This is a genomic window from Streptomyces sp. LS-MS-L19, assembly GCF_058382285.1.
Map to the genome: position 1 here is coordinate 6,362,470 of NZ_JBYCLL010000001.1, position 25,415 is coordinate 6,387,884.

Genomic DNA, 25,415 nt, shown 5'->3' on the forward strand with positions numbered 1-25,415 from the left:
CCGCCACTGCTGCGCCGTCCCCGCCGAACCCTCACGGAGACGGAGCCGTCGCCGCCACCCCCATCACCTCCCGCGCATGCCGGTTCGGGACCATGCCCAGGCGCCAGGCCTGCCAGCCTGCTTCCAGGTTCACGCCGCGTTCCAGGAGGAGGGTGTAGGCCTCGACGTACTCGTCCAGCTTGCCGTCGCGGGTGGTGTGGCCGTTGCGGGCGAGGTCGGCGAGTTCCTCCGCCGCCACCGCCGCGCCCACCTCCACCCCGCCCGGCGCCGCGTACGGCAGCAACGTGCAGCGCAGGAAGCGGGCCCAGTCCTCGCCGCGGCGGTCGCCGTAGGAGGTGAACAGGGCCGTCGCCTCCTCGCACAGGGCGAGGGCCTGGGGGGTGCGGCCGTTCCCCGCGTCGACCACCGCGAGTTCCAGACAGGTCCAGGCCTCGCCGTGGGCGACACCGATGCGCTGGAAGTCGGCCCGGGCGTCGACCAGGAGCTGGCGGGCGAAGCCGGAGTTGCGCAGCGAGCCCGTCTGCGCGGCGCGCTGGTCACGGGTGACGCGGGCCGAGTGGTGCCGGGCGCAGGCCAGGCCGTAGACGTCCCGCATCCGGGAGAACATCGTGCGGGAGCGTTCCAGTTCGCGGACCGCGAGGTCCAGGTTGCCCGTCTCCTCCAGCGCCTGCCCCAGGTAGTACACCGTCCACGCCTCGCCCCGCGCGTCCTCGTTGTCGCGATGGCGGGAGGCCGCCTGGCGCAGCCCGTCCACCGCCGCCGACGGGTCCCCGGCCACCAGACGGGCCCGGGCCAGCTGGGTCAGCGCCCACGCCTCGCCACGGGCGTCGCGCGTACGGCCGTACAGGTCGAGCGCGGTCCGCAGTTCCGACTCGGCGCGCGATATGTCACCCATCCGCAGGCTCAGCTGGCCGAGCTGGAAGTGCGCCCAGGCCTCGCCGTGCACCGACTCGCCGGCGCGGTGCAGGACCAGGGAGCGGGTGAGCAGGTCCAGGGAGTCCGCCACCCGGCCGCGGTCGCGTTCCACGGCCGCCAGGGCGTGCATCGTCCAGGCCCGGTCCGTGGCCAGTTCGGGCGGCGACTGGAGGGCCAGCGCCTCCTGGAGTCTCGCGGCCGCCTCCGCCAGATTGCCCTGGTGGTGCAGCGTGATGCCCAGGGAGCACAGGGCCCGCGCCGCGCCCGCGTCGTGATGGGCGTCCATGTAGAGGTCGACCACCGAGGTCAGCGTGGTGCGGGCCTTGTCCAGTTCACCCAGCTGACGGGCGGCGATACCGGTGCGCCACTGCACCGAGCGGACCAGCAGCCCCTGGTCCACCGCCTGCGCCAACTCGCTGATCTCGCCCAGCCGGTAGAGGTCGCCGCGCAGCAGGCAGTAGTCGCACAGCGCGCCCAGGAGGTTCAGGACCGCCCCCTGGTTCACGCCCTCCGCGTGCCGCAGCGCCGCCGTGATGAAACTCGACTCGTCGTCCAGCCAGCGCAGCGCCTCGTCGAGGGAGGTGAAACCGTGCGGGCTGAAACGGTCCGAGCGGGTCGACATGTTGCCGTCCACCAGCCGCAGCACGGAGTCGGCGAGATCGGCGTAGTTGACGATCAGGCGTTCCTGCGCGGCCGTGCGCTCGGCCGGCTCCTCCTCGTCCAGGAGCCTGGCCTGCGCGAACGCGCGCACCACGTCGTGAACGCGGTAACGGCTGCCGCGCACGTTGTCGATCAGGCCCGCGCGGGCCAGTGCGACCAGGTGCCGGGTCGCCTCCGTCTCGTCGGTGGCCAGCAGCGCGGCCGCCGCGGCGGCACCGAGCGAGGCCCGGCCCGCGAGCGCGAGCCGGCGCAGAAGCCGGCGGGCCGGCTCCGACTGGTCGGTGTAACGCAGCCACAGAACACGCTCGATCGGTTCCACCGGGCCGTACGCGCTGAGATCCGTGGCCAGTTGGCGGGGCGAACGGGGACCGAGGGACGAGCCCGCGATGCGCAGCGCCAACGGCAGGCCGCCGCACAACTCCCGGATGAGATCCGCCGATTGGGCGTCGTACGGGCCGGTGGCCGACTGCGCCGCCGCGTCCAGGAGCTCCTCGGCGCCCGCCGCGTCCAGGGCGTCCACCGGCAGTTCGTGCACCTGGGCGGCGAGGTCGCCCGGCAGGTCGAGCGGCCCGCGCGCGGTGACCAGGACCAGGCTGTCGGAACGCTCCGGGACCAGGACCCGGACCTGCTCGGGGTCCGAGGCGTCGTCCAGCACGATCGTCACCGGCAGCCCGGTCAGATGCTGGTGGTACAGCTCGCTCAACCGCTTGACCTGCTGGTCCGGCGAGGAACGCTCACGGAACAGCAACTGCTCGCGCGGCGCGCCGAGCCGGTTCAGCAGGTGCAGCAGCGCGTCCCGGGTGGACAGCGGGGACTCTCCGTGGCTGTCGCCGCGCAGGTCCACGACACACGCGCCGCGGAAGTAGTCCTTGAGGTCGTGCGCCGCGCGGACCGCGAGTGCCGTACGGCCGCTGCCGGGCGGTCCGTGCAGCACGACCACCGTCGGCCGGGTCTCGGTGGTGGCACGCGAGGCCTGCACCCACTGCCGGATGCGCCCCATCTCCACCCGGCGGTCCGCGAACTCCCCGACCGGCTCCGGGAGTTGCCCGAACGACTGCTCCAGCACACTCCGCCCGCGGGCCGCCGCGCTCTTGTCGGTGCCGCGCAGTCGCGGACCGCCCGCCTTCTTCGGGCCGGTGGACGCGTTCAGCACCCGCTGCTGGTCGAGGAAGGGCCGGATGCCCCGCACCTCCAACGCGGTCAGCCACTGGAGCCGCAACTGCTCGGGGCCGCCGGGCTGGCCGAGCGCACCCGCCCGGTGGTGTGCTGCCGGCAGATGCGAGCCGGCCACCTTCACCACGGTCGCCGCCGCGCCGACGACCCCCACGACCACGCCCGCGCCCAGCGCGGTGCCCGTGTCGGTGCCGAGCGCGAGGTCGGCGACGGCGGCCGCGACCGCGGCAACCGCAGCCACCAGCAGGGGAGTTCCGGACGCTTCCTTCGCGTACCGCTGCCCGAAGGTGAGCTGACCGGCCTGCGCCTCGTCCAGCGCCCGCGTGTACGCCTCGTACTCCTCCGCGGCCGACTGCGCCATCGCGTCCAGCGATCCACGGGCCCGCGACAGCAGTACGGCCCCGTCGACCCGCCCGCCCGACCGCCGCACCTCCTCCTCCACGGCCCGCCCCAACAGCCGCTCGGCTTCCGCCCGATGACTGTCCCGCATGTCACTTCCCCCTCCGGCGGCAACGGCTTTCTTGGTCAAGTGTGCTGCGGACGGGGCATCGGGGCGAGAGGGCAGGGGCGCCGGACCCTCATGCAGGGTCGGTGAGGGCGGGCCGCGGGCCCGCGGCCCGGAGGCCGATGCCCCGCCTCCGGAAGACCCGACGTCACCCTCCGGGGCACGCCTGACGGCCGGTCGCCGGGGTACTGCGGCAGGATGGACCCCATGCCGAACCGACTGGCCCACGAGACGTCCCCCTACCTCCTCCAGCACGCCGACAACCCCGTCGACTGGTGGCCCTGGTCGGCCGAGGCCTTCGAGGAGGCCCGGAAGGCGAACAAGCCAGTCCTGCTGAGCGTGGGGTATTCGAGCTGCCACTGGTGTCATGTCATGGCCTACGAGTCCTTCGAGGACCAGGCCACCGCGGACTTCCTCAACGAGCACTTCGTCAGCGTGAAGGTCGACCGCGAGGAGCGCCCCGACGTCGACGCCGTCTACATGGAGGCCGTGCAGGCTGCCACCGGGCAGGGTGGGTGGCCGATGACCGTGTTTCTCACCCCCGAGGCCGAGCCGTTCTACTTCGGTACCTACTTTCCGCCCGCGCCCCGGCAGGGCATGCCCTCCTTCCGGCAGGTGCTGGAGGGGGTGCGGGCCGCCTGGAACGACCGGCGGGACGAGGTCGCCGAGGTCGCCGGGAAGATCGTGCGGGATCTCGCCGGGCGGGAGATCTCCTACGGCGACTCGCAGGCACCCGGTGAGGAGCAGCTCGCCGCGGCGCTGCTCGGGCTGACGCGGGAGTACGACGCACAGCGCGGCGGGTTCGGCGGGGCACCGAAGTTCCCGCCGTCCATGGTCGTGGAGTTCCTGCTGCGCCACCACGCCCGCACCGGCGCCGAGGGCGCGTTGCAGATGGCGCAGGACACCTGTGAGCGCATGGCCCGCGGCGGTATCCACGACCAGCTCGGCGGCGGTTTCGCCCGCTACTCCGTCGACCGCGACTGGGTCGTGCCGCACTTCGAGAAGATGCTCTACGACAACGCCCTGCTGTGCCGCGTCTACGCCCACCTGTGGCGCGCCACGGGTTCCGAGCTGGCCCGGCAGGTCGCTCTCGACACCGCCGACTTCATGGTCCGTGAACTGCGCACCGAGCAGGGCGGTTTCGCCTCCGCGCTGGATGCCGACAGTGACGACGGGAGTGGCAGGCACGTCGAGGGCGCGTACTACGTGTGGACGCCGGAGCAGTTGCGGGAGGTGCTCGGGGAGCGGGACGCCGAGCTTGCCGCGCGGTACTTCGGGGTCACCGAGGAGGGGACCTTCGAGCACGGGCAGTCGGTGCTGCAACTCCCGCAGCAGGACACCGTGTTCGACGCCGAGGCCGTCGAGTCGATCCGGCGGCGGCTCCTCGACGCGCGGGCGCGGCGGCCCGCCCCCGGCCGGGACGACAAGGTCGTCGCCGCGTGGAACGGTCTCGCCGTCGCCGCGCTCGCCGAGACCGGCGCCTACTTCGACCGTCCCGACCTGGTCGACGCCGCGCTCGGGGCGGCCGACCTTCTCGTACGGCTGCATCTGGACGAGCAGGCCCGGCTGTCCCGTACCAGCAAGGACGGTCAAGTCGGTGCCAACGCCGGGGTGTTGGAGGACTACGCCGATGTCGCCGAGGGCTTCCTCGCGCTCGCGTCGGTGACCGGGGAGGGCGTCTGGCTCGACTTCGCCGGGTTCCTGCTCGACCACGTGCTGAGCCGGTTCACGGGGGAGGACGGGGCGCTCTTCGACACCGCAGCCGACGCTGAGCGGCTGATCCGGCGGCCGCAGGATCCGACCGACAACGCGGTGCCGTCCGGGTGGACGGCCGCGGCGGGGGCGTTGCTGTCGTACGCCGCGCAGACCGGGTCCGAGCCGCACCGCGCCGCCGCGGAGCAGGCCCTCGGGGTGGTGAAGGCGCTCGGGCCCCGGGTGCCGCGGTTCATCGGGTGGGGCCTCGCGGTGGCGGAGGCGAACCTCGACGGGCCCAGGGAGGTCGCGGTCGTGGGACCTTCCCTGACCGACCCGGCGACAAGGACCCTGCACCGTACGGCACTTCTGGGGGCCGCGCCGGGGGCGGTGGTCGCCGTAGGGACTCCGGACAGCGGTGAGCTCCCGCTGCTCACCGACCGGGTCCTGGTGGGCGGCGAGGCCACCGCGTACGTCTGCCGGCACTTCACGTGTGACGCGCCGACGACGGACGCGGAGGCGTTGCGGGTGGCGCTGGGCGGTTAGGCGTCCGCCGGGCCGCCGAACTCGGCCTGGGCGCGCTCCACGATCGCCTCCAGCTGGTCGTGGTGGGCGCCCTTCCAGTACGCCCTGCCGCAGTCCTGGCACTGGGCGAAGACGTCGTACGACCGCTCCGTCCCGCCCTTGAGGCGGTCGGCGACCTCCTCCTTGGTGGCCTCCTTCAGCAGGCCGTTGCAGGCCGTGCAGCGGGACCACGGCTTCAGCTCGGGGCGGAAGCGGTCCAGGACGTCGTGGAGCTGGTCGTCGGGGCGGGTGCTGTAGACGTAGGCGCCGGCCCAGAGTTCCCTGCGGTGCAGCAGGCCCCGGTCGCGGCTGAGCATGACCCGCTTCTCGGTCGCGGAGCGGGTGGCGAGGGCGGGGTCGCCGATGTCCGTGGACTCGTACGCCGTGTCCACGCCGAGCAGGCGCAGCCGGCGGGCGAGGGTGCCGAGGTGGACGTCGAGGAGGAAGCGCAGCGGGGCGCCGGGGACCTGCTGGGGGCGGGTGACCGGGGTGATCTCCACCGCGTCGCCCGCGACGGGGACGTAGGACCTCGGGACCTCGCGGCCGCCCACCCGCAGGGCGCCGACCTCGGTGAGCGGGACGCCGGTGGACTCGACGACATGGCCGAGCGAGGAGACCCCGTCGGTGGTGAGCGGGGTGGCTCCGCTCCGGCGTCCGTGCGGGAGGAAGAGGGCCAGTTCGGGGGCGAATTGGATGTGGATCTCCGGTGCGCTCACCCGGTCAGGATGCCATGCGGTACGGCGGTGACCTCAGGGTTTTTTCGTGGGCAGGCCGTGCTCGATGACCGTGAGGGCGCGTTCGAAGAGGTCGGCGAAGTCGTCCTGGAAGTCGTTCTCCGCCCAGTACAGGGAGACCTCCGCGAGGCCGCCGATGAGGGACATGGTGTAGACCCGGACCTCCAGGCTGTCCCCGGGCCGGCCGCTGCGCTCGGCGACGGCCTCGCCGAGCATGCGGCCGGTGACGGACATGCTCTCCAGCATCCGGGCGCGCACCGCGGGGACCTGGAGCATGAGGTGGGAGCGGATCCGGGTGGCCTCCGGGTCCTCCGCGATCCCGACCTCGACGGCCTTGCGCAGCACGTACCGCAGCGACTCCATCCACGGTTCGTCGGCGGGCCGGTCGTGGAGTTCCCGCACCAGGATCGGGTCGTACTCGTCCGTGAGGACGATGTCCTCCTTGGTGGGGAAGTAGCGGAAGACCGTGGACGGTGACACCTCGGCCCGCTCGGCGATCTGCTCGACGGTGGTGGCTTCGTAGCCCTGCTCCCGGATGAGGGCGTAGGTCGCGTCGCGGATCGCCGTACGTGTCTTGATCTTCTTCCGCTCGCGAAGTCCCAGTTGGGGGCTGTCGGAGAGGGGGAAGGAGCGTGCCGGTGTCATGGGAGTCATTGTCGGGCATCGGCCTCCTCGGCAGCCATGTCCGGGGCTGTGGAGGTCTCGGTGGGACGGGGTGTGGCCGGCAGGAAGGCCGCGGCGAGCAGGGCGGCGACGAGGGCCGCGATCCCGCAGACCAGCAGGACGAGGCCCATGCCGTGGACGTACGCGCTGTTTGCGGAGGTCAGCAGATCGGCTGATCCGGTGTGCTGGGCGACCATGTGGGCCGCGACCACGGACTCTTCCGCGGTGTGGGCGGCCGCGGCGGGCAGCCCGGTGACGTCGAGGTGGTCCCGGAAGGTGGCGGCGAGCAGGCTGCCGAGCAGGGCGATGCCGATCGCGCCGCCGACCTGGCGCATGGTCATCAGGAGTCCGGAGCCGCTGCCGGCGCGGTCGCGGGGCAGGGCGCTCAGGCCGCTGTTCATGGCGGGGATGAGGGAGAGGCCGAAGCCGAATCCGGTGAGGGAGAGCCACAGCGCGACGAAGCCGTAGCCGGAGTCGATGGTCGTACGGCTGCCCAGGATCCCGGCGAAGGCCAGGACCACCAGGCCCGCGCTCACCGTGGCGCGGGCGCCGAAGCGGGCGACGACCTTCGGGGCGAGGCGGGAGGCGACCAGCAGTCCGCCCATCATCGGCAGCAGGCGGACGCCGGTGCCGAGGGCGTCGTGGCCGAGGACGGCCTGGAGGAAGGGCGGGAGCACGAACAGCAGGCCGGAGAGGATGAAGTTGACCAGGGTCGCGGCGATGGTGTTGAGCAGGAAGCCGCGGTGGGTGAGCAGGGTCATGTCGAGCATGGGGCGCTGGACCCGGCGTTCGCGCACGACCAGGGCGGCGATCAGGACGACGGACGCCGCGAGCATGCCGAGGACCAGCGGGTCGCCCCAGCCGCGGGTGGGTGCCTCGATGATCGCGTAGACCAGGGTGCCGAGGCCGGTGACGGTGAGCGCGGCGGACCGGGCGTCGACCCTGGGGGAGGCGGGGTCGCGGGTCTCGGGGAGCAGGAAGACGCAGGCGGCGATGCCGAGCGCGGCCATCGGGACGTTGACCAGGAAGACCGAGCCCCACCAGAAGTGGTTCAGCAGCCAGCCGCCGATGATCGGGCCGAGCGGCAGGCCGAGCGCGGAGGCGGCGGAGACGATGCCGACGGCCTTGGTGCGCTCGTCGGGGGCGAAGAGCGTGGGCAGGACGGACAGGGCGAGCGGGGTGACGAGGGCGCCGCCGACGCCCATCACCGCGCGGGCGGCGATCACCGCGTTCACGTCGCCGGCCAGGGCGCCGATCAGGGAGCCGGCGAGGAAGATCCCGAGCCCGGTGATCAGCATGCGGCGCCTGCCGAACCGGTCGCCGAGGAGGCCCGCGGGGAGCATCAGGGCCGCGAAGACGACGACGTACGCGTCCGCCATCCACTGCTGGGCGCCGGTGCCGGCGTCGAGGTCGGCGGCCATGGTCGGGAGCGCCACGTTGAGGATCGTCAGGTCGAAGCCGAGCGTCAGCATGCTCGCGACGAGGGCGGCCAGGGCCCACCAGCGGCGGGGGTCCGGAGTGAGAGTGTCCATGAAATGAGAGTAGCTCTCAAAAGATAGGAGCTGTCAATCGATTTCGGCATGCAAAAAGGGCCACGGCTGGGAAGCCGTGGCCCTGGAAGACGGGGAAGGGGCTATGCGTGCTGGTACGCCACCAGCGAGATCCCCACGTAGTGGACGACGAACGCGGCCAGTGTGAGGGAGTGGAACACCTCGTGGAAGCCGAAGTAACGCGGTGACGGGTTCGGTCGCTTGAGGCCGTAGATCACCCCGCCCGCGCTGTAGAGCAGGCCGCCGACGATGACCAGGACCAGCACCGCGATGCCGCCGGCGCGCATGAAGTCGGGCAGGAAGAAGACGGCCGCCCAGCCCATCGCGATGTAGCAGGGCGTGTAGAGCCAGCGCGGGGCGCCGACCCAGAAGACCCGGAAGAGGATGCCGGCCAGGGCGGCGCCCCAGATGCCCCACAGCAGCCACTGCCCCTTGCTGCCGGGCAGGAGGAGCATGGTCAGCGGGGTGTAGGTGCCCGCGATGATCAGGAAGATGTTGGCGTGATCCAGCCGTCGCAGGACGCCGTCCATGCGGGGGCTCCAGTTGCCCCGGTGGTACAGCGCGCTGACGCCGAACAGCAGGCAGGCTGTCAGGACGTAGATGCTGCAGGCGATCCGGCCTCTGGTGGAGTCCGCCAGGGCGGTCAGGAACAGGCCGGCGATCAGTACGGCCGGAAACATGCCCAGATGCAGCCAGCCGCGGAGCTTCGGCTTGATCGGCTCGGCCAGGTGCTGAGCGGTCTGCTTGATCTGGTGAGGCAGGGATGGCGTGTCGTGGGCGGGCAGCGTCATGACCCGAATCGTACCTACGCAGCCGTAGGCAGCGGATGAGTGCGGCAGGGCCGACGGTCGAGAGTGGCCATCGTCTCAGGGGAGTTGGCCGGTAAAGAGACGGTCATGCGAACTCTACGTGCACGCAAATAAACGCGCCGTGAACGGAGAGAGCGTGGCGATCCTCACTCCGCTCACCTGTGATGCCCTCTGGACAGATGGGCGCTTCGGTCGGATGATCAAATGAGTGCGGTCGGCACCGGATGAGCGCCAAGGTCACCACCGAAGAAGCATCCGGGTCGCAGCCCCCACGGGGCCTCCAACAAAAAATCCCTCATCTAGGAGCAATCGTGGCGCGCGACATCGCGGCTCCCTCTGTCATCCCCACCCAGCACAAGGAACTGATCTCGTGGGTGAACGAGATCGCCGAACTGACCCAGCCGGACAGCGTGGTCTGGTGTGACGGATCCGAAGCGGAGTACGAGCGCCTGTGCGGGGAGCTCGTGGCGAAGGGCACCTTCAAGAAGCTCGACCCCATCAAGCGCCCCAACTCGTACTACGCCGCCTCCGACCCGACCGACGTCGCGCGCGTCGAGGACCGGACCTTCATCTGCTCGGAGAAGGAGGAGGACGCGGGGCCGACGAACCACTGGAAGGCCCCCGCCGAGATGCGGGAGATCTTCCAGGGCGAGAAGGGCGTCTTCCGCGGCTCGATGAAGGGCCGGACGATGTACGTCGTCCCGTTCTGCATGGGCCCCCTCGGCTCGGACCTCTCCGCGATCGGCGTCGAGATCACCGACTCCGCCTACGTCGCGGTGTCCATGCGCACGATGACCCGCATGGGACAGCCGGTCCTGGACGAGCTCGGCTCCGACGGCTTCTTCGTGAAGGCCGTGCACACGCTGGGCGCCCCGCTGGCGGAGGGCGAGGCGGACGTCCCGTGGCCGTGCAACTCCACCAAGTACATCTCGCACTTCCCCGAGGCCCGCGAGATCTGGTCCTACGGCTCCGGCTACGGCGGCAACGCGCTGCTCGGCAAGAAGTGCTACGCGCTGCGCATCGCGTCGGTCATGGCCCGGGACGAGGGCTGGCTGGCCGAGCACATGCTGATCCTCAAACTCACGCCTCCGCAGGGCGAGTCGAAGTACGTGGCCGCGGCCTTCCCGAGCGCCTGCGGCAAGACCAACCTCGCCATGCTGGAGCCCACGATCTCCGGCTGGACCGTGGAGACCATCGGCGACGACATCGCCTGGATGCGGTTCGGCGAGGACGGCCGCCTCTACGCGATCAACCCCGAGGCCGGCTTCTTCGGCGTCGCGCCCGGCACCGGTGAGCACACCAACGCCAACGCGATGAAGACGCTGTGGGGCAACTCGGTCTTCACCAACGTGGCGTTGACGGACGACAACGACATCTGGTGGGAGGGGATGACGGAGGAGACTCCCGCTCACCTCACCGACTGGAAGGGCAACGACTGGACGCCGGGCGCGGAGACGCCGGCCGCCCACCCCAACGCCCGCTTCACCGTGCCCGCATCGCAGTGCCCGATCATCGCGCCCGAGTGGGAGGACCCGCGCGGGGTGCCGATCTCCGCGATCCTCTTCGGCGGGCGGCGCGCCTCCGCGGTACCGCTGGTGACCGAGTCCTTCGACTGGAACCACGGGGTGTTCCTCGGCGCCAACGTGGCCTCCGAGAAGACCGCCGCGGCCGAGGGCAAGGTGGGCGAGCTGCGCCGCGACCCCTTCGCCATGCTGCCGTTCTGCGGCTACAACATGGGCGACTACATGGGGCACTGGGTCGACGTGGCCAAGGGCAAGGACCAGTCGAAGCTGCCGAAGATCTACTACGTCAACTGGTTCCGCAAGAACGACGAGGGCACGTTCGTCTGGCCCGGGTTCGGCGAGAACAGCCGCGTGCTGAAGTGGATCGTGGAGCGGCTGGAGGGCAAGGCGGAGGGCGTCGAGACGCCGATCGGCGTGCTGCCGACGTCCGCGGCGCTCGACACCAACGGTCTCGAACTGGCCGAGTCCGACCTGGAGTTCCTGCTCACGGTCGACAAGGAGGTGTGGCGGGAGGAGGCGTCCCTCATTCCCGAGCACCTCAACACCTTCGGTGACCACACGCCGAAGGAACTCTGGGACGAGTACCACGCGCTGGTGCAGCGCCTGGGCTGACGTCCCCCCGAATACCCCCGCGGCCGGCCCCGATGGGAGCCCTGACCCGTGATCGTCACGGGCCGGCCGCGGGCGGCGGCACAGTAGTCACGAACCGGCCCCGCACAACGGCGTGCGGGGCGTGCTGCCGCCCCTACGGGACGCGCTGTCTTTCACCCCTGCGGGGGGCCGCCCCCGTCCCACCTGTGGTCTCGGTCGCTGTACGGGGCTGCGCGCTCGCACCTGCGGTGCGCGTCGTGCCTGCGGCCGGCGTCGCGCTGCGGGCCCCGTTGGGAGCTGCGGGGCTGACGGGGCCTGCCCGAGCCCCATCACCCTGCGGGTCGCCGCTCATTTTGGGCCCCGCGCTGCGCCCGCCTGCGGCTCGCGTCGTGGCCTGCGGTCGGCGTCGCGCTGCGGGCTCCGTTGGGACCTGCGGGGCTGCGCTGCCACACCCACCTGGGCCCCTGCACATTGCGGGGCGCCGCTTCTTTGCGGGTCCCACCCGCACTGTGGCCCCGTCCCACCTGCGGGACTGCCCCCACCCACCGGTCCCCAGCCCACCCCCCTCACCCTCCGGGATGGATTCCTGCGTCCGGCCAGGGCAACGCTGCTCGTGGCGGGCGTCCCTGTGGGGCGGCGGCGTAAGGCTGCGGGCATGTTCACAGTTCATGCGCGACCGGCGCCGCGGCGGCAGGACGTGTGCCGTCGTCGGTCTCTCCTGGCCCGGGCCGGGACCGTCACGGCGACCGTGCTCGCCCTCATCCTGACCCTGCCCGGCACCGCGGCCGCCGCCCCCGGCGACCTGGACACCTCCTTCAGCGGCGACGGCAAGGTGCTCACCCGCTTCGCCGACGACGACCAGGCCAACGACGTCGCGGTGCAGCCCGACGGCAAGATCGTCTCCGTCGGCTCCTCCGGCGACCAGTCCGTGATCGAGGGCCGCTGGGCGCTCACCCGGCACAACGCCGACGGCACCCCGGACACCGGCTTCGGCGACGGCGGCACGGTGACCACCGCCATCAACAACATGGACCCGAACCTCCAGTGGAGCGAGGCCAACGCCGTGGCGCTCCAGCCCGACGGCAAGATCGTCGTGGTGGGCTACAGCTGGCGGGAGTACGAGAACTGCTGCTGGTTCGTGGTGGCCCGCTACAACGCCGACGGCACCCTGGACAACGGCTTCAGCGGCGACGGCAGGTACTTCGCCGACATCGACGGCCCGACCGAGGCCCGCGACGTCGCGATCGACCCGTCAGGGCGGATCGTCGCGGCCGGCTACACCGGGGGCGACATGGCGGTGCTCCGCCTCAACGCCGACGGCACCCCGGACACCAGCTTCGGCGGCGACGGCACCGTGACCGCCAACCCCGCGGGGCCGACCCTTCAGGAGGGCGGTGACGGACGCGCCCTGGCACTCCAGTCCGACGGGAAGATCGTCGTCGGCGGCGAGGTCGGCTCGACCCGCTTCGACTTCGCCCTGATGCGCTTCAACCCCAACGGCAGCGTGGACACGAGCTTCGACGGCGACGGCATCGTACGCACCGACTTCGGCGACTACGAGGCCGTGGAGGCGCTCGCGATCCAGCCCGACGGGAAGATCGTCGCCGCGGGCGGCAACAGCCTGGCCCGCTACAACCCGGGCGGCTCCCTCGACACCGGCTTCGACGGCGACGGCAAGGTCGTCCCGAGCGGCGTCGGCGTCTGGGACCTGGCGCTCCAGCCGGGCGACGGCCGGATCGTCCTCGCCGGTGGCGGCGGGCCGGGCGACTTCGCCGTCCAGCGCTACAACCCCGACGGCAGCCAGGACACCGGCTTCGGCACCGGCGGCACCGCCACCGCGGACTTCGGCGGCGCCGACAGCGCCCGTGGTGTGGCCCTCCAGCCCGACGGCAGGATCGTCGCCGCGGGCCGCGGCGGACCCGACAGCGGCTTCGCGCTGGCCCGCTTCCTCGGCGGCGGCACCGTCCCGCCGCCCCCGGCCGGCGTGGACCTGTCGGTGACCAAGTCCGGACCCGCCACGGTCAGCATCGGTGACCGGGCCACGTACACCGTCACGGTCACCAACAACAGCACCACCACCAACGCCACCGGCGTCTCCCTCACCGACACCTTCACCGGCCCGCCCGGCACGGTGATCTCGGCGACCCCCTCCCAGGGCACCTGCACCACCGCCGTGACCTGCGCCCTCGGCACTCTCGCCCCGGGCGCCAAGGCCACGGTCACCGTCGTCGCCGAGCCCCGCGCCACCGGCATCCTCACCGAACGCGCCACGGCGACCGCGACCCAGAGCGACCCGGCCACCGCGAACAACACCGCCACGGTGACCACCACCGTCAACAACGCCCGCGGCTGCACCCGCATCGGCACCAGCGGCAACGACAGCATCACCGGCACCTCCGGCAACGACGTGATCTGCGCCCTCAGCGGCGACGACACCGTCAACGCGGGCTCCGGCAACGACACCGTGCACGCCGGCCACGGCAACGACCGCGTCGACGGCGGCCTCGGCAACGACACCCTCAACGCAGGCCCGGGCAACGACACCCTGACCGGCAACTACGGCACCGACAACCTCAACACCGTCGACAGCGTCTCCGGCAACGACACCGCCAACGGCGGCCCCAACACCGACACCTGTACGACCGACCAGGGCGACATCCGCGTCAGCTGCCCCTGACCCCGTGCGGCCCGCCCCGGTCCTCCAGGTACCGGGTGTGGGTCTCCTGGCGGCGGGCCTCCGTGTCCCGGAGTCCCGCCGCCAGCTGCTGTGCGTCCCGCTTCATCAGCCCGAGCTGCTGCTCCAGCTGGAGTTCGGGGGACTCCGCGCCCGGGGTCATCCGCGTCCACCACCTGGTCCGGGCGAAGCTGTCGACCGCCTCCGGCAGGTCCCGGCGCACGATCCGGGACAGCGCGTGGACGCCCTCCGGGTCGTGGGCCAGCAGTTCCGTGGACCAGGTGCGGTCCAGCAACGCGGCCAGCAGCTCGGTGAGTTCGCGCAGCCGGGCCGCCGCCGTGACCGACAGGTCGATGTCCGTCAGATAGGCGCACAGCTTCTCGAAGTCCGCCCGCACCTCGTCCAGTTGGGCCGACGGGTCCGGGAAGTCCGGCAGCACGGGACGCTCCGGCGGGGCGATCAGGGCGCCCGCGCCGTAGAGCCCGGCCACCACCACGGGCCAGTACGGGCCCGCCACCCCCGTGAAGGTCAGCACCAGGCCGACCAGCCCGCACGCGCTGCCCGCGAGGTTCTTGCGGGACTCCAGGTACCTACTGATAGCCACGGATCTCCTCGAAGGCGCCGTCCAGTGAGCCCTGTCGGGCGTCGAAGAGACGGCCGCCGGTCAGGTCGGCGATGTGGGCCAGCTCGGAGCGGTCGGAGTCGCCGAACAGGATCGGGAAGACGGGGATGTCCCGCCGGTTTCCGTCGAGCCCGGCGTAGAAGGCGTCGAAGTCCTGCGCCTTCGCGCCCGCCGTGTTCTCGCCGTCCGTCATCAGCACGATCGACGTGAACGTGTCGTCGTCGGCGCCGAGATGGCCGTACGCCTTCTCCAGCGAGGTGTAGATCGCGGTGTCCCCGTCCGCGGAGAGCGCTGCCGTGTCCGCGCGGATCGCGTCCAGGCCGGACCCGGGGTCCGACGGCTCGACCACATGCGTCCTTACGTCCTTCACCTTCGACCCGAACGGCATCAGCGTGACCTCCTCGCGCTCGCGGAAGTCCCCGGTGAGGTCGGTGAGGGCCGACTTGAGGCGGTCCAGGCGGTCGCCCTCCATCGAGCCCGAGGTGTCCAGGACGTACACGGTCCGCGACGGGCGGCGCAGTTCGTTCTCGTACGAGTCGAGCAGGCCGTCGGCGACGGAACGGGTGCCCGGGAAGGGGAGTTCGCGGCGGCGGGCCGTGTCGAGACCGGCGGCCGGGGGTACGGAGGCGACGACCGGGCGGCGGTGGGTGCGCTCGGTGATCTCCCGCTGGACCTTCTCGGTCCGCAGGTCCTCCGTGACCCGGCGGACGTCCTCGCGGGTCCGCGCGCTCGTGGACTTCAGCGAGGTGAGCGGGTAGTCGGCGGTGATCACGCCGTCGCGGGGGCGGATCACGGTCAGGCCCGGGATGCCCTTGAGGACGGACTCGTAGTTGAGCAGGGCGTCCACGTCACCGCGCCGGCCGTAGGCCGCGGCCAGCCACCCCGAGGAACCCGAGGTCAGCTTCTGGCCCTTGAAGAACTCCTTCAGCCGGGGCGTGGCCTTGGCGACGTCCCGGTCGGTGAGCGCCGACTGGGCGCCGGAGAGGGCGGAGGCCACCGAGACCAGCGTGGCGAAACCGGAGTGGGAGCGGGCCGGGTCCGTCATGCCGTACGTCAACCCGCCGTCCTGGACGGCCTGTTCGACCTGCGACCAGGTGACGTCCGCGGGCTTCCAGCCGAGCCGGGTGACGGTGGCCCGCTTGACGCCGATCGCGACCGGGCTGGACATGACCGGGGTCTCGGAGAGGACCTTCGCGGCGGCTTCGGGCCGCAGCCGCAGGTAGTCGTTGGACGACAGCCACAGCGCGTCGTAACGGCCGTCGACCGTCCCCTTCGCCAGCATGTCCACGGCGTCCAGGGTGCCGGTGTACGTCGGCCGGATCTTCACGCCGGTGTCCTTCTCGACCAGGGCGAGGACCGGGGCCATGTCGCTGAGCTCGCTGGACGCGAGGACCCGCAGGGTGCCCGGTTCGGCGGGGCCGGGGACACCGGGCGTCGGAACGCCACCCGTACCGTCCTGCGTCGTGCAGGCGGTCAGCAGGCCGAGCGCCGCGAGGCAGCCGGCCAGTGCGCGTCGTCTCATCCGAGGCCCCCTTCCAGGGCGCCCCGCGACCGACTGCGCTCCAAGTACCCGCTCGCCTGCTGGAGTTCGGAGGTGAGCGACTCCACGGTCGCCGCCATCGCCTCGGTGGCCTGCACCTTGTACGTGTCGATCGCGTCGAGGGTCCGGTAGATCTGCTGGAAGGCGGAGCGCAGCGTCTCGGCACCGACCGCCGGGTCGGCGGCGATGCGCTGGATCTCCCCGCTCTGGGTGGCCAGCATCTCGGCGTTGCCCCGGATCAGGTCCTCGGTCGTCCCGCGCAACGCGTTGACCTGCTCGACGACCTTCTTCTGGTTGTCGAGCGCGGAGGCCAGCATCACGGAGATCCTGAGCGCGGAGACCGTGGTCGTGGCCGCCCGGTCGACGCCCTTGATCAGCTCCTCGTTGTTGCGCCGTACGACGTCCATCGCCAGGTATCCCTGGGCGCAGACGGCGAGTTGGGTGAGCAGGTCCTGGTGCTTCTGCCGCACCGGGAAGAGCACGTCGGCGCGGAGCGAGTCGGCCGCCCCGGGATCTCCCACGGCGGCGATGTGCTGTTCGACGGCCGTGTCCAGCGCCTGAGTGAGCACGACGTACTCCTGGAGCTTGCCCATGGTCTCCCACAGCCGGACCCGCTCGGTCTGCAACGCGGCGTTGTCCCGGCGCAGTTCGTCCTGGCCGCCCCGCAGCGAGCCCACGATCCGGTTCAACGTGCCCTGCGCGGACGCGTACTTGGCGACGTGGTCGCGCAGCTTGTTGCCGCCGGGCAGCCGGGAGAGGAACTTGCGGCCCTTGGAGGCGGGCAGGTCCCTCGGGTCCAGGTCCTCGACCACGCGCCGCAGTTCGACCAGCGAGCCGGCCACCTGCGACTGGGCGTCCCCGCCCTTGTCCGGCAGGCTGCGCACGGTCCGCTCCAGCATCCGGTTGGACTGCGCGGCCGCGCTGCGCATCTCGCCGGCACCGAGCCCGGTGATCTCCCCGACCTTGCCGGCGAACTCGGGCGAGCGGGCGTCGAGCGCCGCGAGCCCCTCGACGTACGCGGAGGCCTTGTCGGCCATGGCCGTCCGCACCGAGTCGTCGACGGGGACGAGCCCGCCGGCCTTCTCGCGCGGTACGGCGGCCACCGGCTCGGGCGGAGTCAGCGTGAAGGTGTCGTTGTCGTTCATGGATGTCATCAGTGGTGTCCCCCGTTATCCGCGCGCACGTCGCGCCAGCTCGTGCAGCACCGCGGAGGTGGGCACGGGCGCCTGGCGGACGCCGGTCAGTCGCTGCTGGAGATAGGTGCCGGCCGAGGCGAACTCGGTGGCCTCGCCCTGCGGCCGGAACCCGTGCCGGACCTCCAGCTCCCGCAACCGCGGGTCGGTGGACAGGAGTTCGGCGAGGGCCTGGCCGTTCTCGGTCAGCGGTACGACCGTGTGGTCGCTGTTGACCGTGGTGTCCGGGTAGAGGACGACCAGGTCGTCAGGTCGCTGCCCGTCCGCGAGGAGCGAGGCGACCTGGGACTCGTAGACGAGGACCAGCGGATTGCCGGCGCCGCTGACGAAGTCCCGGAAGGCCGCGTCCGTGCTGGACTGCTGGGCGCCCTGCACGCTGACGAGCTTGTGCAGCAGGGGAGTTGCCCTGGTGACCTCGGTGCCGCTCGCGACGACCTTGCCGCCGTTCGCCACGTAGGAGGCGGCGGCGAGGTAGAGGGCGCCGGAGTTGGAGGTCTCCGGGTCGGTGCTGGAGAGGTACAGGGTGCCGGTGAGCTCCCCGTACCTGTCCGCTCCCTTGAGCTGCTGCCAGGTGCGGTCGGCGCGGGCCGCGTCGAGATAGGCGGCCATCCTGAGGGTGCCGCGGTGCTCCTCGTCCAGGGTGGCCAGGCCGTTGCCCGCGAGGACCCCGGCGGCGTTCCTGTGCGCCACGACGACGAGCGGCGAGTAGAAGGGGCGGGGGAGGGTCCCCCGTACCTTGTACTTCGCGGCGAGCTCGGCGGCCGGGGCCTGACTGGACGGGAACGCGAAGTCGTACCCCTCGAGGTCGAGGCCCTCCATGGCCCAGGACCCGGAGGTCTCGGCCTTCACGGTGAAGCCCTTGGCGGCGAGGGCCTTCACCACGTCGGGGTCTTCGAAGAACTCCGCCTTCTCCGACCCGATCACTCCACGCACGGTCTTCGTTGCCGTGCTCGTGTCCTCGTTGCTGCGGCCCGCCACGACGGCGGCCACCACGCCACCGATCAGCAGCACCGCGAGGACGATTCCAACGATTCGTCTCACGCTGTGGAGAGTGCTCGCGGAACCCAACATTCCCCGGCGACCAGGGTGAACGGCAGGTGTAGTACCGGTCCCGTCTTGAAACGGACTGGCTGGAGGTGCCCCGTCAGGGGCGCGGGGCTGCATCGGTGTGCGGCTCCGCCGCGTGGGCGCGACAAGCCACGACGAACCCGCACCCGCCCGGCCCACAGGAACCCCTACGGCGACCAGGCGCAAGGCCCAAGCACCTAACGCGAGGTCAGTTCCCGCCGCTCAGCCAGCGCGGCGCTGTGCGCGTCCATCCGCTCCGCCGCCAGGATCGCCGCCGCCGTGTCCGCACGGGACGCCGCCACGAGCAGTGCGCGCCCGGCCACCGCGTGGGCGCGGCGGTGCAGGTCGGCGAGGTGGGGTGCCGAGGTGACGGAGGTCAGGGACGCGCGAGCCGGTGCGCCGGAGCCCCGCAGCCGGGCCACCTGCCCGGCGAGCCGCTCGGCCGCGGTGTCCAGGTCGGCGGACGGCTCCAGCGCACGCAACTCGTCGGTGACGGCGAGCAGCGCGGCGAGGTGGCCCGCCAGCTGGATGTCCAGCTCTTCCTCACGGGAACGGTGGGGGAAGTCGGAGGGGGCGTCGGCCATCGTGGAGTGGACCGACTTGGTGCGGATCGGCTCGTACATGGGGATGGCCTCCTGTGCTGTCAGGAAACCATCCTAGCTTAGATTTCGTCTAAAGTTGAGCGAGCTGAAAAACCGGACCGAAAGATCTATGGCTGCCCGTACCCGTCCAGGAAGTTCCCGATCCGCCCCACCGCGTCCCGCAGATCGCCGACCGTCGGCAGGGTCACCACCCGGAAGTGATCGGGCTCGGGCCAGTTGAAGCCGGACCCCTGGACAACCATGATCTTCTCCTGGCGCAGCAGGTCCAGGACCATCCGCCGGTCGTCCTTGATCTTGAAGACCTTGGGGTCGAGCCGCGGGAAGAGGTACAGCGCCCCCTTCGGCTTCACGCAGCTCACGCCGGGGATCTGGGTCAGCAGCTCGTACGCCACGTCCCGCTGCTCCACCAGCCGCCCGCCCGGGAGCACGAGGTCGTTGATCGACTGGCGGCCGCTCAGCGCGGCGACCACCCCGTGCTGTCCCGGCATGTTCGCGCACAGGCGCATGTTCGCCAGGACGGTCAGGCCCTCGATGTAGGAGTCGGCGTGCGCGCGCGGGCCGGAGATCGACATCCAGCCCACCCGGTAGCCGGCCACCCGGTACGCCTTCGACATGCCGTTGAAGGTGAGGGTGAGCAGATCCGGGGCGATCGACGCCGTCGGGGTGTGCGTGGCGCCGTCGTAGAGGATCTTGTCGTAGATCTCGTCGGAGCAGACCAGCAGGTTGTGCCGGCGGGCGATGTCGGTGAGCCCCTTGATCATGGTCTCGTCGTAGACCGCGCCCGTGGGGTTGTTGGGGTTGATGATGACGATCGCCTTGGTGCGGTCGGTGACCTTCCGCTCCACGTCCGCGAGGTCGGGCATCCAGTCGGACTGCTCGTCGCAGCGGTAGTGCACGGCCGTACCGCCGGACAGGGAGACCGCGGCCGTCCACAGGGGGTAGTCCGGGGCCGGTACGAGGACCTCGTCGCCGTCGTCGAGCAGGCCCTGCATGGCCATCACGATCAGCTCGGAGACGCCGTTGCCGATGAAGACGTGCTCGACGTCGGTCTCGATGCCGATGGTCTGGTTGTGCATGACGACGGCCCGGCGCGCCGCGAGCAGGCCCTTCGCGTCGCCGTAGCCGTGGGCCGTCGACACGTTCCGCAGGACGTCCTCGAGGATCTCCGGCGGTGCCTCGAACCCGAAGGCCGCGGGGTTGCCCGTGTTCAGCTTGAGGATGCGGTGCCCGGCCGCTTCCAGGCGCATCGCCTCCTCGAGAACCGGGCCCCGGATCTCGTAACAGACATTGGCGAGCTTGGTCGACTGGATCACCTGCATGTCTGGGAGCTTACGGCCCGGTAACGCTCACCGGTCCGTGTTTTCCGCCACTTGAGACGTGGCGGTTTGCGCTGTTATCGGCGGTAGCTGTCCCACAGGCCTCATCCGTCCCTACAATCCTTCGCCATGTCGAGGCCAGTCGAATACGAGTCCAGTGCGCCGAACGTGTATCAGCCACAGCCCGGACCGGTCCCGGCCTACGACGAGTACACGGACCCCGCGGCCGCGCACGGCTGGCAGAACGCGTACGACGCGACGGCCGAGCTTCCCGTGATCGATTCCGAGGACCCGGGGTCCCGCGACCGGGAGTCCGGCCGGGTGCCGAGCGACCGGGCACCCGGCGGTCCGGATTCCGGCGGCCGGGCGGCCCGGCGGCGGGCCGCCCGCGGCACGGGGGGCCTGCGCTCGCGCCGCGCGGTCGTGGTCGTCGGGGCCGTAGGAGCCGTCGGCGCGGCGGCGCTGATCGCGGGGCTGTCCCTGCCGGGCTCCGCCTCCGGGCCCGGGCGGGAGCCCGGGAACAGCGCCCCCTCGGTCTCCACGGGGACGGGTGACGCCACGCCCCCGGCCTCCTCCGCCCGTCCGGCGTCCCCGGGTGCGCCGGCGGCCGACGCCTCCGGTGCCCCCGCTTCCGGCCCCGGCGACTCCGCGGACCCGTCCGGGGACCCGCAGGCGTCCGCAAGCCCGTCCGCCCAGGCGTCCTCGGGTGCCTCGGCCTCCCCTTCGGCGAGTGCCACGGCCGCCGCCGGCGGTCCGGGGAACTCCGACGGCAAGGGACGCGGACAGGGCGGCTCCAAGAGGCCCAAGTAGCCCTACGACTGGGTAAGTTGATCTCACCGGGCGGCAGCGGAGTGTGCGTACCGTCCCGGTTGTGCAGGTGTCGCCCGTCGAGAGGCGCGGGCTCGGCACAGCTTCTTGCCCAAGTGACCACCCTTCTTCACAATGTGCATGACAAACTCACGGGCGGCCGGAAGATTTCCGGTCGCCCAAGTCGCAAGAGGGGACCCCCACATGAGAAAGCCTCTCGTCGCCGCGCTCAGCGCCCTGGCCCTGGCCGGGATCGGCGCGGCACCCGCGGTCGCCGCCGAACCCGCCGCGGCGGGCGTCGGCAAGAGCGCGGACACGGACACCGTCACCTCGGTGGTCCACGACGTGGTCACGTCCGCCACGGCGGGCCTGTCCCAGCTCACCTCACCGTCGCCGTCGCTCAAGGCCGTGACCCTCGCCGGGACCGTCTCGCTCAGCAACTGCTCCGGCTCGGTCATCCGGTTCCCGAACTCCGTGGACACCGACCCGGCGTTGGTGCTCAGCAACGGGCACTGCCTCACCACCGGCTTCCCCGAGCCGGGCGAGGTGCTCACCAACCAGGCCTCCAGCCGGACCTTCGGACTGCTCAACTCCGCCGGCACCAAGGTCGCCACGCTGCGCGCCAACAAGCTCGCCTACGGCACGATGACCGACACCGACGTGTCGATCTACCAGCTCACCACCACGTACGCGTCGATCAAGAACTCGTACGGCATCTCCGCGCTCACCGTGCAGGACACCCACCCGACCGCCGGGACCGCGATCACCGTGGCCTCCGGCTACTGGAAGCGGCTCTACAGCTGCAACATCGACGGGTTCGCGTACCGGCTGAAGGAGGGCGACTGGACCTGGAAGGACTCGGTCCGCTACACCTCCGCCTGCCAGACCATCGGCGGCACCTCGGGCTCGCCCGTCGTCGACCAGGCCACCGGCAAGGTCGTCGCCGTCAACAACACCGGCAACGAGGACGGCGAGCGGTGCACGGAGAACAACCCGTGCGAGGTCGACGCGAACGGCAACGTGACCGTCCGCGAGGGCATCAACTACGCCCAGGAGATCTACAACATCCCGGCCTGCTTCACGACGGGCAACCAGCTCAACCTGAACGCGAGCGCGTGCACGTTGCCGAAGCCGTAGCGCCCACCGGGGTGCGGCCGGGGTGCGTCCGGCGGCTGCGGGTCCGTCGTGGCTTGTCGCGCCGTTCCCCGCGCCCCTAAAAGCGTCGGGCGTTCCGTTGCATGGGACTGCGACGGACCGCCCTGCCCGCCAAGACCTCTGTGCGTTCGCCTTCCTCGATCACGAACTCGCCGTCGATCAGGACGTGGGGGATGCCCGTCGGGAGTCGGCGTGGGTTCTCGAAGGTCGAGCCCGGGGCCACCGTCTCCGGATCGAACAGCACCAGGTCCGCGCGGTAGCCCTCCTTGACCAGGCCCCGGTCCGGCAGGCGGAGCCTGGACGCCGGGCGCGAGGTGAGGTGGGCGACGCACTCCTCCAGGGAGAGGACGCCCAACTCCCTCACATACGTGCCGAGATAGCGGGGGAACGTGCCGTAGGCCCTCGGGTGCGGTTTCGCGCCCTGGAGGATGCCGTCCGAGCCTCCGGTGTGGACCGGGTGGCGCATGATCTGCCGGACGTTCTCCTCGTGGCCGACGTGCTGGAGGATCGAGGGGGCCAGCCGGTCGGCGAGGAGCAGGCGGCGGGCGGTCGTCCAGCCGTCCAGGCGGCGGCCGACGTACTCCGCCAGCGCGGGGTCCGTGACCCCCGAGATCTCGATGGTGTCCCAGTCCACCGGCACCCCGTGGCAGCCGTCCGCACCGACGACCTCGAGGTCGTGGCGGATGCGCTCGGCGGTGTCGTCGTCCGCGAGCCTCTTCAGGACCTCCTCCGGACCGCCCTCGCTCGCCCAACTCGGCAGCAGCGCCGCCAGGGTGGTGGAGCCGGGGGTGTAGGGGTACGTGTCGAGGGTGAGGTCGGCGCCCGACGCCAGCGCCTCGTCCAGGAGGGCCAGCAGCTCCGGCGCCCGGCCCTTGTTCACCCCGAAGTTCATGGTGGCGTGGGCGAGATGGAGGGAGCAGCCGGCCTCCCGGGTCAGGGCGACCATCTCCGCGTAGGCCTCCAGGGCCCCCGCGCCGTACGAGCGGTGGTGGGGGCAGTAGTAGCCGCCGTACCGCGCCACCACCCGGCACAGCTCGGTGAGTTCGGCGTCCTCGGCGTACATGCCGGGGGTGTAGGTCAGCCCGGACGACATCCCCACCGCGCCCTGTTCCATGCCCTCCGCGACCAACCGGCGCATACGGTCCAGCTCTTCGGGCGTCGCCTCGCGGTCCTCCCAGCCGACGACGAGGGCGCGGACCGTGCCCTGCGGGATCAGATAGGCCGCGTTGACGGCGATGCCCCGGTCCAGGCGGTCCAGGTACTCGCCGACGGTCCGCCAGTCGAAGTCGATGTCGTCGCCGTGGCCGTTCCAGCCCGCGATGGCCCGGCGGACCTCCTTCAGGGTGCGGTCGTCGACCGGGGCGTACGACAGCCCGTCCTGGCCCAGGACCTCCAGCGTGACCCCCTGCGCGGCCTTGGCGCTGTGGTCGGGGTCGCGCAGGAGGGCCAGGTCGCTGTGGGCGTGCATGTCGATGAAGCCGGGGGAGAGGACGAGACCCTCCGCGTCCAGCTCCCGGCGGGCCTTGGGGCGCTGGCAGCCCGCGTCGGCCGCCTCCTTGACGATCGACACGATCCGGCCGCGGTCCACGACCACGTCGGCGCGGTACGAGGGGTCGCCGCTGCCGTCGACGACGTCCACGTCCCGGATGACGAGCTCTTCCATGCCGGACCTCCCGCTCCTGGAAACCTCTAGAAGAACGTACGGATGTATGCGACGACCGTGCCGTCCGCCTCCGCGACCGGGATCAGCTGCCATTTGTCGAAGGACGTGCACGGGTGGGACAGGCCGAGGCCGACCCAGTCGCCGACCTCCAGCTCGGCCCCGGGGGCGGTGCGCAGCCACGCGTGCTGGTCGGACAGGGCGGTCACCTCGATGCCGGTGGCGGGGCGCTCGGCGCCGTCGCGGCGCACCACCTGGGCGAAGGGCAGGTCGAGGTCGTAGGCCGCGTCCCGCTTGCCCGCGTTGGTGAACGCCTGGTCGGGGGAGGGGCGCGAGACGACCTGGGTCCACAGCCGGAACGCGGGCTCCAGCGCGCCTTCCTCCGGGATCCGGTTGAAGGGCGTCAGCTTGCGGTAGTGGCCGTCGTCGTGCGAGACGTAGGCGCCGGAGCGCAGCAACTTCAGTACCGGGAGCGAGAGTTCGGGGATCTCGGCGAAGACGTCGGCGACCGCGTCGAACCAGGCGCTGCCGCCGGCGCTGACCACGATCTCGTCGAGTCCCGCCGCCGCGAAGCGCCCCGCCTTGTCGAAGTCGGCGGCCAGGGCCACGAGTCGGCGCAGCCAGGCGTGCACCCGCTCCGGGTCCGCCCGCGGGACCTCGCCCTCGTACCCGGCGACCCCGACCAGCCGTAGCGTCCCGGTGGCCGCGACCGCGTCGGCGACCGCCGCGCACTCCGCCTCCGTACGCACGCCGGTGCGGGCGCCCTCACCGGCGGCCAGTTCGACCACGACGTCCACCGGGCGGGAGGCCCCGCGCAGCGCCGCGTCCATCAGCTCGACTCCGCGCACGGAGTCGACGTAGCAGACGAAGCGGAAGGTCTCGTCGCCCGCCAGCTCGCCGGCGATCCACCTCAGGGCCGCCGGGTCCACCAGTTCGTTCGCGAGGAAGACCCGCTGGACGCCGTACGCCCGCGCGACCCGGACCTGGTGGGGGACGGCCAGGGTGATGCCCCAGGCGCCGTGCTCGATCTGCCGCTGGAAGAGCTGGGGGGCCATGGTCGTCTTGCCGTGCGGGGCGAAGGCGAGGCCGTGGCGGGTGGCGTACGACTCCATGAGCGCGAGGTTGTGTTCCAGGCGCTCGGCGGACAGGGCCAGCACGGGGGTCGTGAAGCCGTCGGTGAAGAGGTTGCGGCGCTGGGCGGTCAGCTCGGCGAAGGTCAGGCCGTCCGCGTCCGGGGGGAGGCCCTTGAAGCGGTGGTCGACGCGGTCCTCCATGAGGCGGGCGAGCGCTTCGGTACCGGACACGAGGCCTCCTGGTGAGGTGCGTTGCAGTGTGTGCAACGTTCATTGCGTATAACGCTTACTGCTGTCTAACATCCTGGCGAATGCCGGGTCAATGA

Annotated in this window: 18 protein-coding genes; 5 read left to right on the forward strand and 13 right to left on the reverse strand. The window is 71.6% G+C overall.

From position 1 onward, the window contains the following. Nucleotides 1-31 precede the first annotated feature (31 nt). Nucleotides 32-3,238: a tetratricopeptide repeat protein gene (locus tag AC2XR2_RS28550; RefSeq protein ID WP_491516661.1), complete on the reverse strand. Its 3,207-nt coding sequence runs from the start codon at nucleotides 3,236-3,238 to the stop codon at nucleotides 32-34. 222 nt (nucleotides 3,239-3,460) lie between these two features. On the opposite strand from AC2XR2_RS28550, the gene AC2XR2_RS28555 reads away from it, so the two are divergent. Then, nucleotides 3,461-5,491, forward strand: coding sequence for a thioredoxin domain-containing protein (locus AC2XR2_RS28555; RefSeq protein ID WP_491516662.1), 2,031 nt, complete (start codon nucleotides 3,461-3,463; stop codon nucleotides 5,489-5,491). On the opposite strand, the gene AC2XR2_RS28560 is transcribed toward AC2XR2_RS28555, so the two are convergent. From AC2XR2_RS28560 to trhA, 4 genes are all read right to left on the reverse strand, one after another. Continuing rightward, nucleotides 5,488-6,225: a Mut7-C RNAse domain-containing protein gene (locus AC2XR2_RS28560; RefSeq protein WP_491516663.1), complete on the reverse strand. Its 738-nt coding sequence runs from the start codon at nucleotides 6,223-6,225 to the stop codon at nucleotides 5,488-5,490. The genes AC2XR2_RS28555 and AC2XR2_RS28560 overlap by 4 nt on opposite strands. A 33-nt stretch (nucleotides 6,226-6,258) precedes the next feature. After that, a complete protein-coding gene (locus tag AC2XR2_RS28565; protein ID WP_330264738.1) occupies nucleotides 6,259-6,888 on the reverse strand; it encodes a TetR/AcrR family transcriptional regulator in 630 nt (209 codons plus the stop codon). Nucleotides 6,889-6,893: 5 nt separating this feature from the next. Then, nucleotides 6,894-8,438 (reverse strand): MFS transporter, encoded by a 1,545-nt coding sequence (locus AC2XR2_RS28570; RefSeq protein WP_491516664.1) that lies wholly within the window; start codon nucleotides 8,436-8,438, stop codon nucleotides 6,894-6,896. A gap of 101 nt (nucleotides 8,439-8,539) precedes the next feature. Further along, nucleotides 8,540-9,247 carry a PAQR family membrane homeostasis protein TrhA gene (trhA, locus tag AC2XR2_RS28575; protein WP_381298428.1) on the reverse strand — a complete coding sequence of 236 codons (708 nt, stop codon included), beginning with the start codon at nucleotides 9,245-9,247 and terminating at the stop codon, nucleotides 8,540-8,542. A gap of 329 nt (nucleotides 9,248-9,576) precedes the next feature. On the opposite strand from trhA, the gene AC2XR2_RS28580 reads away from it, so the two are divergent. Both AC2XR2_RS28580 and AC2XR2_RS28585 read left to right on the forward strand, forming a co-directional pair. Further along, nucleotides 9,577-11,400 carry a phosphoenolpyruvate carboxykinase (GTP) gene (locus AC2XR2_RS28580; RefSeq protein WP_491516665.1) on the forward strand — a complete coding sequence of 608 codons (1,824 nt, stop codon included), beginning with the start codon at nucleotides 9,577-9,579 and terminating at the stop codon, nucleotides 11,398-11,400. A gap of 634 nt (nucleotides 11,401-12,034) precedes the next feature. Continuing rightward, a complete protein-coding gene (locus AC2XR2_RS28585; protein ID WP_491516666.1) occupies nucleotides 12,035-14,056 on the forward strand; it encodes a calcium-binding protein in 2,022 nt (673 codons plus the stop codon). On the opposite strand, the gene AC2XR2_RS28590 is transcribed toward AC2XR2_RS28585, so the two are convergent. The 6 genes from AC2XR2_RS28590 to AC2XR2_RS28615 form a co-directional block, all read right to left on the reverse strand. After that, on the reverse strand, nucleotides 14,043-14,657 hold the full coding sequence (locus AC2XR2_RS28590) for a hypothetical protein (protein ID WP_449351729.1): 615 nt from the start codon (nucleotides 14,655-14,657) through the stop codon (nucleotides 14,043-14,045). The two genes, AC2XR2_RS28585 and AC2XR2_RS28590, sit on opposite strands and share 14 nt — an antisense overlap. After that, nucleotides 14,644-16,197, reverse strand: coding sequence for a substrate-binding and vWA domain-containing protein (locus tag AC2XR2_RS28595; protein ID WP_491516667.1), 1,554 nt, complete (start codon nucleotides 16,195-16,197; stop codon nucleotides 14,644-14,646). The genes AC2XR2_RS28590 and AC2XR2_RS28595 overlap by 14 nt, the downstream gene beginning before the upstream one ends. Next, on the reverse strand, nucleotides 16,194-17,369 hold the full coding sequence (locus AC2XR2_RS28600; protein ID WP_391191434.1) for a toxic anion resistance protein: 1,176 nt from the start codon (nucleotides 17,367-17,369) through the stop codon (nucleotides 16,194-16,196). The genes AC2XR2_RS28595 and AC2XR2_RS28600 overlap by 4 nt, the downstream gene beginning before the upstream one ends. Before the next feature lie 15 nt (nucleotides 17,370-17,384). Beyond that, nucleotides 17,385-18,449 (reverse strand): hypothetical protein, encoded by a 1,065-nt coding sequence (locus tag AC2XR2_RS28605; protein WP_491516668.1) that lies wholly within the window; start codon nucleotides 18,447-18,449, stop codon nucleotides 17,385-17,387. A 224-nt stretch (nucleotides 18,450-18,673) separates the two neighbouring features. After that, nucleotides 18,674-19,099, reverse strand: a complete 426-nt coding sequence (locus AC2XR2_RS28610) for an SCO4983 family protein (RefSeq protein WP_381298439.1) — start codon at nucleotides 19,097-19,099, stop codon at nucleotides 18,674-18,676. An 86-nt stretch (nucleotides 19,100-19,185) separates the two neighbouring features. Further along, complete coding sequence (locus tag AC2XR2_RS28615) at nucleotides 19,186-20,397, reverse strand: pyridoxal phosphate-dependent aminotransferase (RefSeq protein WP_381298441.1); 1,212 nt, start codon at nucleotides 20,395-20,397, stop codon at nucleotides 19,186-19,188. A 126-nt stretch (nucleotides 20,398-20,523) separates the two neighbouring features. Between AC2XR2_RS28615 and AC2XR2_RS28620 the strand changes: the two genes are divergently transcribed. Continuing rightward, on the forward strand, nucleotides 20,524-21,204 hold the full coding sequence (locus AC2XR2_RS28620; RefSeq protein WP_491516669.1) for a hypothetical protein: 681 nt from the start codon (nucleotides 20,524-20,526) through the stop codon (nucleotides 21,202-21,204). A 201-nt stretch (nucleotides 21,205-21,405) separates the two neighbouring features. Then, nucleotides 21,406-22,338 (forward strand): S1 family peptidase, encoded by a 933-nt coding sequence (locus AC2XR2_RS28625; RefSeq protein ID WP_449351724.1) that lies wholly within the window; start codon nucleotides 21,406-21,408, stop codon nucleotides 22,336-22,338. A 76-nt stretch (nucleotides 22,339-22,414) separates the two neighbouring features. On the opposite strand, the gene AC2XR2_RS28630 is transcribed toward AC2XR2_RS28625, so the two are convergent. Together AC2XR2_RS28630 and AC2XR2_RS28635 are read right to left on the reverse strand one after the other, a co-directional pair. Beyond that, a complete protein-coding gene (locus AC2XR2_RS28630) occupies nucleotides 22,415-24,019 on the reverse strand; it encodes an N-acyl-D-amino-acid deacylase family protein (protein ID WP_381298447.1) in 1,605 nt (534 codons plus the stop codon). A gap of 26 nt (nucleotides 24,020-24,045) precedes the next feature. After that, entirely contained in the window at nucleotides 24,046-25,290 is a 1,245-nt protein-coding gene (locus AC2XR2_RS28635) for an amino acid deaminase (RefSeq protein ID WP_491518521.1), read from the reverse strand. Nucleotides 25,291-25,415 lie beyond the last annotated feature (125 nt).

What these genes read in the sequence shown, in the direction of transcription:
- AC2XR2_RS28550 (WP_491516661.1), bottom strand. Translation starts at nt 3,238, where the DNA reads ATGCGGGACAGTCATCGGGCGGAAGCCGAGCGGCTGTTGGGGCGGGCC.
- AC2XR2_RS28555 (WP_491516662.1), top strand. Translation starts at nt 3,461, where the DNA reads ATGCCGAACCGACTGGCCCACGAGACGTCCCCCTACCTCCTCCAGCAC.
- AC2XR2_RS28565 (WP_330264738.1), bottom strand. Translation starts at nt 6,888, where the DNA reads ATGACACCGGCACGCTCCTTCCCCCTCTCCGACAGCCCCCAACTGGGA.
- AC2XR2_RS28570 (WP_491516664.1), bottom strand. Translation starts at nt 8,438, where the DNA reads ATGGACACTCTCACTCCGGACCCCCGCCGCTGGTGGGCCCTGGCCGCC.
- trhA (WP_381298428.1), bottom strand. Translation starts at nt 9,247, where the DNA reads ATGACGCTGCCCGCCCACGACACGCCATCCCTGCCTCACCAGATCAAG.
- AC2XR2_RS28585 (WP_491516666.1), top strand. Translation starts at nt 12,035, where the DNA reads ATGTTCACAGTTCATGCGCGACCGGCGCCGCGGCGGCAGGACGTGTGC.
- AC2XR2_RS28595 (WP_491516667.1), bottom strand. Translation starts at nt 16,197, where the DNA reads ATGAGACGACGCGCACTGGCCGGCTGCCTCGCGGCGCTCGGCCTGCTG.
- AC2XR2_RS28600 (WP_391191434.1), bottom strand. Translation starts at nt 17,369, where the DNA reads ATGACATCCATGAACGACAACGACACCTTCACGCTGACTCCGCCCGAG.
- AC2XR2_RS28610 (WP_381298439.1), bottom strand. Translation starts at nt 19,099, where the DNA reads ATGTACGAGCCGATCCGCACCAAGTCGGTCCACTCCACGATGGCCGAC.
- AC2XR2_RS28615 (WP_381298441.1), bottom strand. Translation starts at nt 20,397, where the DNA reads ATGCAGGTGATCCAGTCGACCAAGCTCGCCAATGTCTGTTACGAGATC.
- AC2XR2_RS28620 (WP_491516669.1), top strand. Translation starts at nt 20,524, where the DNA reads ATGTCGAGGCCAGTCGAATACGAGTCCAGTGCGCCGAACGTGTATCAG.
- AC2XR2_RS28625 (WP_449351724.1), top strand. Translation starts at nt 21,406, where the DNA reads ATGAGAAAGCCTCTCGTCGCCGCGCTCAGCGCCCTGGCCCTGGCCGGG.
- AC2XR2_RS28630 (WP_381298447.1), bottom strand. Translation starts at nt 24,019, where the DNA reads ATGGAAGAGCTCGTCATCCGGGACGTGGACGTCGTCGACGGCAGCGGC.
- AC2XR2_RS28635 (WP_491518521.1), bottom strand. Translation starts at nt 25,290, where the DNA reads ATGGAGGACCGCGTCGACCACCGCTTCAAGGGCCTCCCCCCGGACGCG.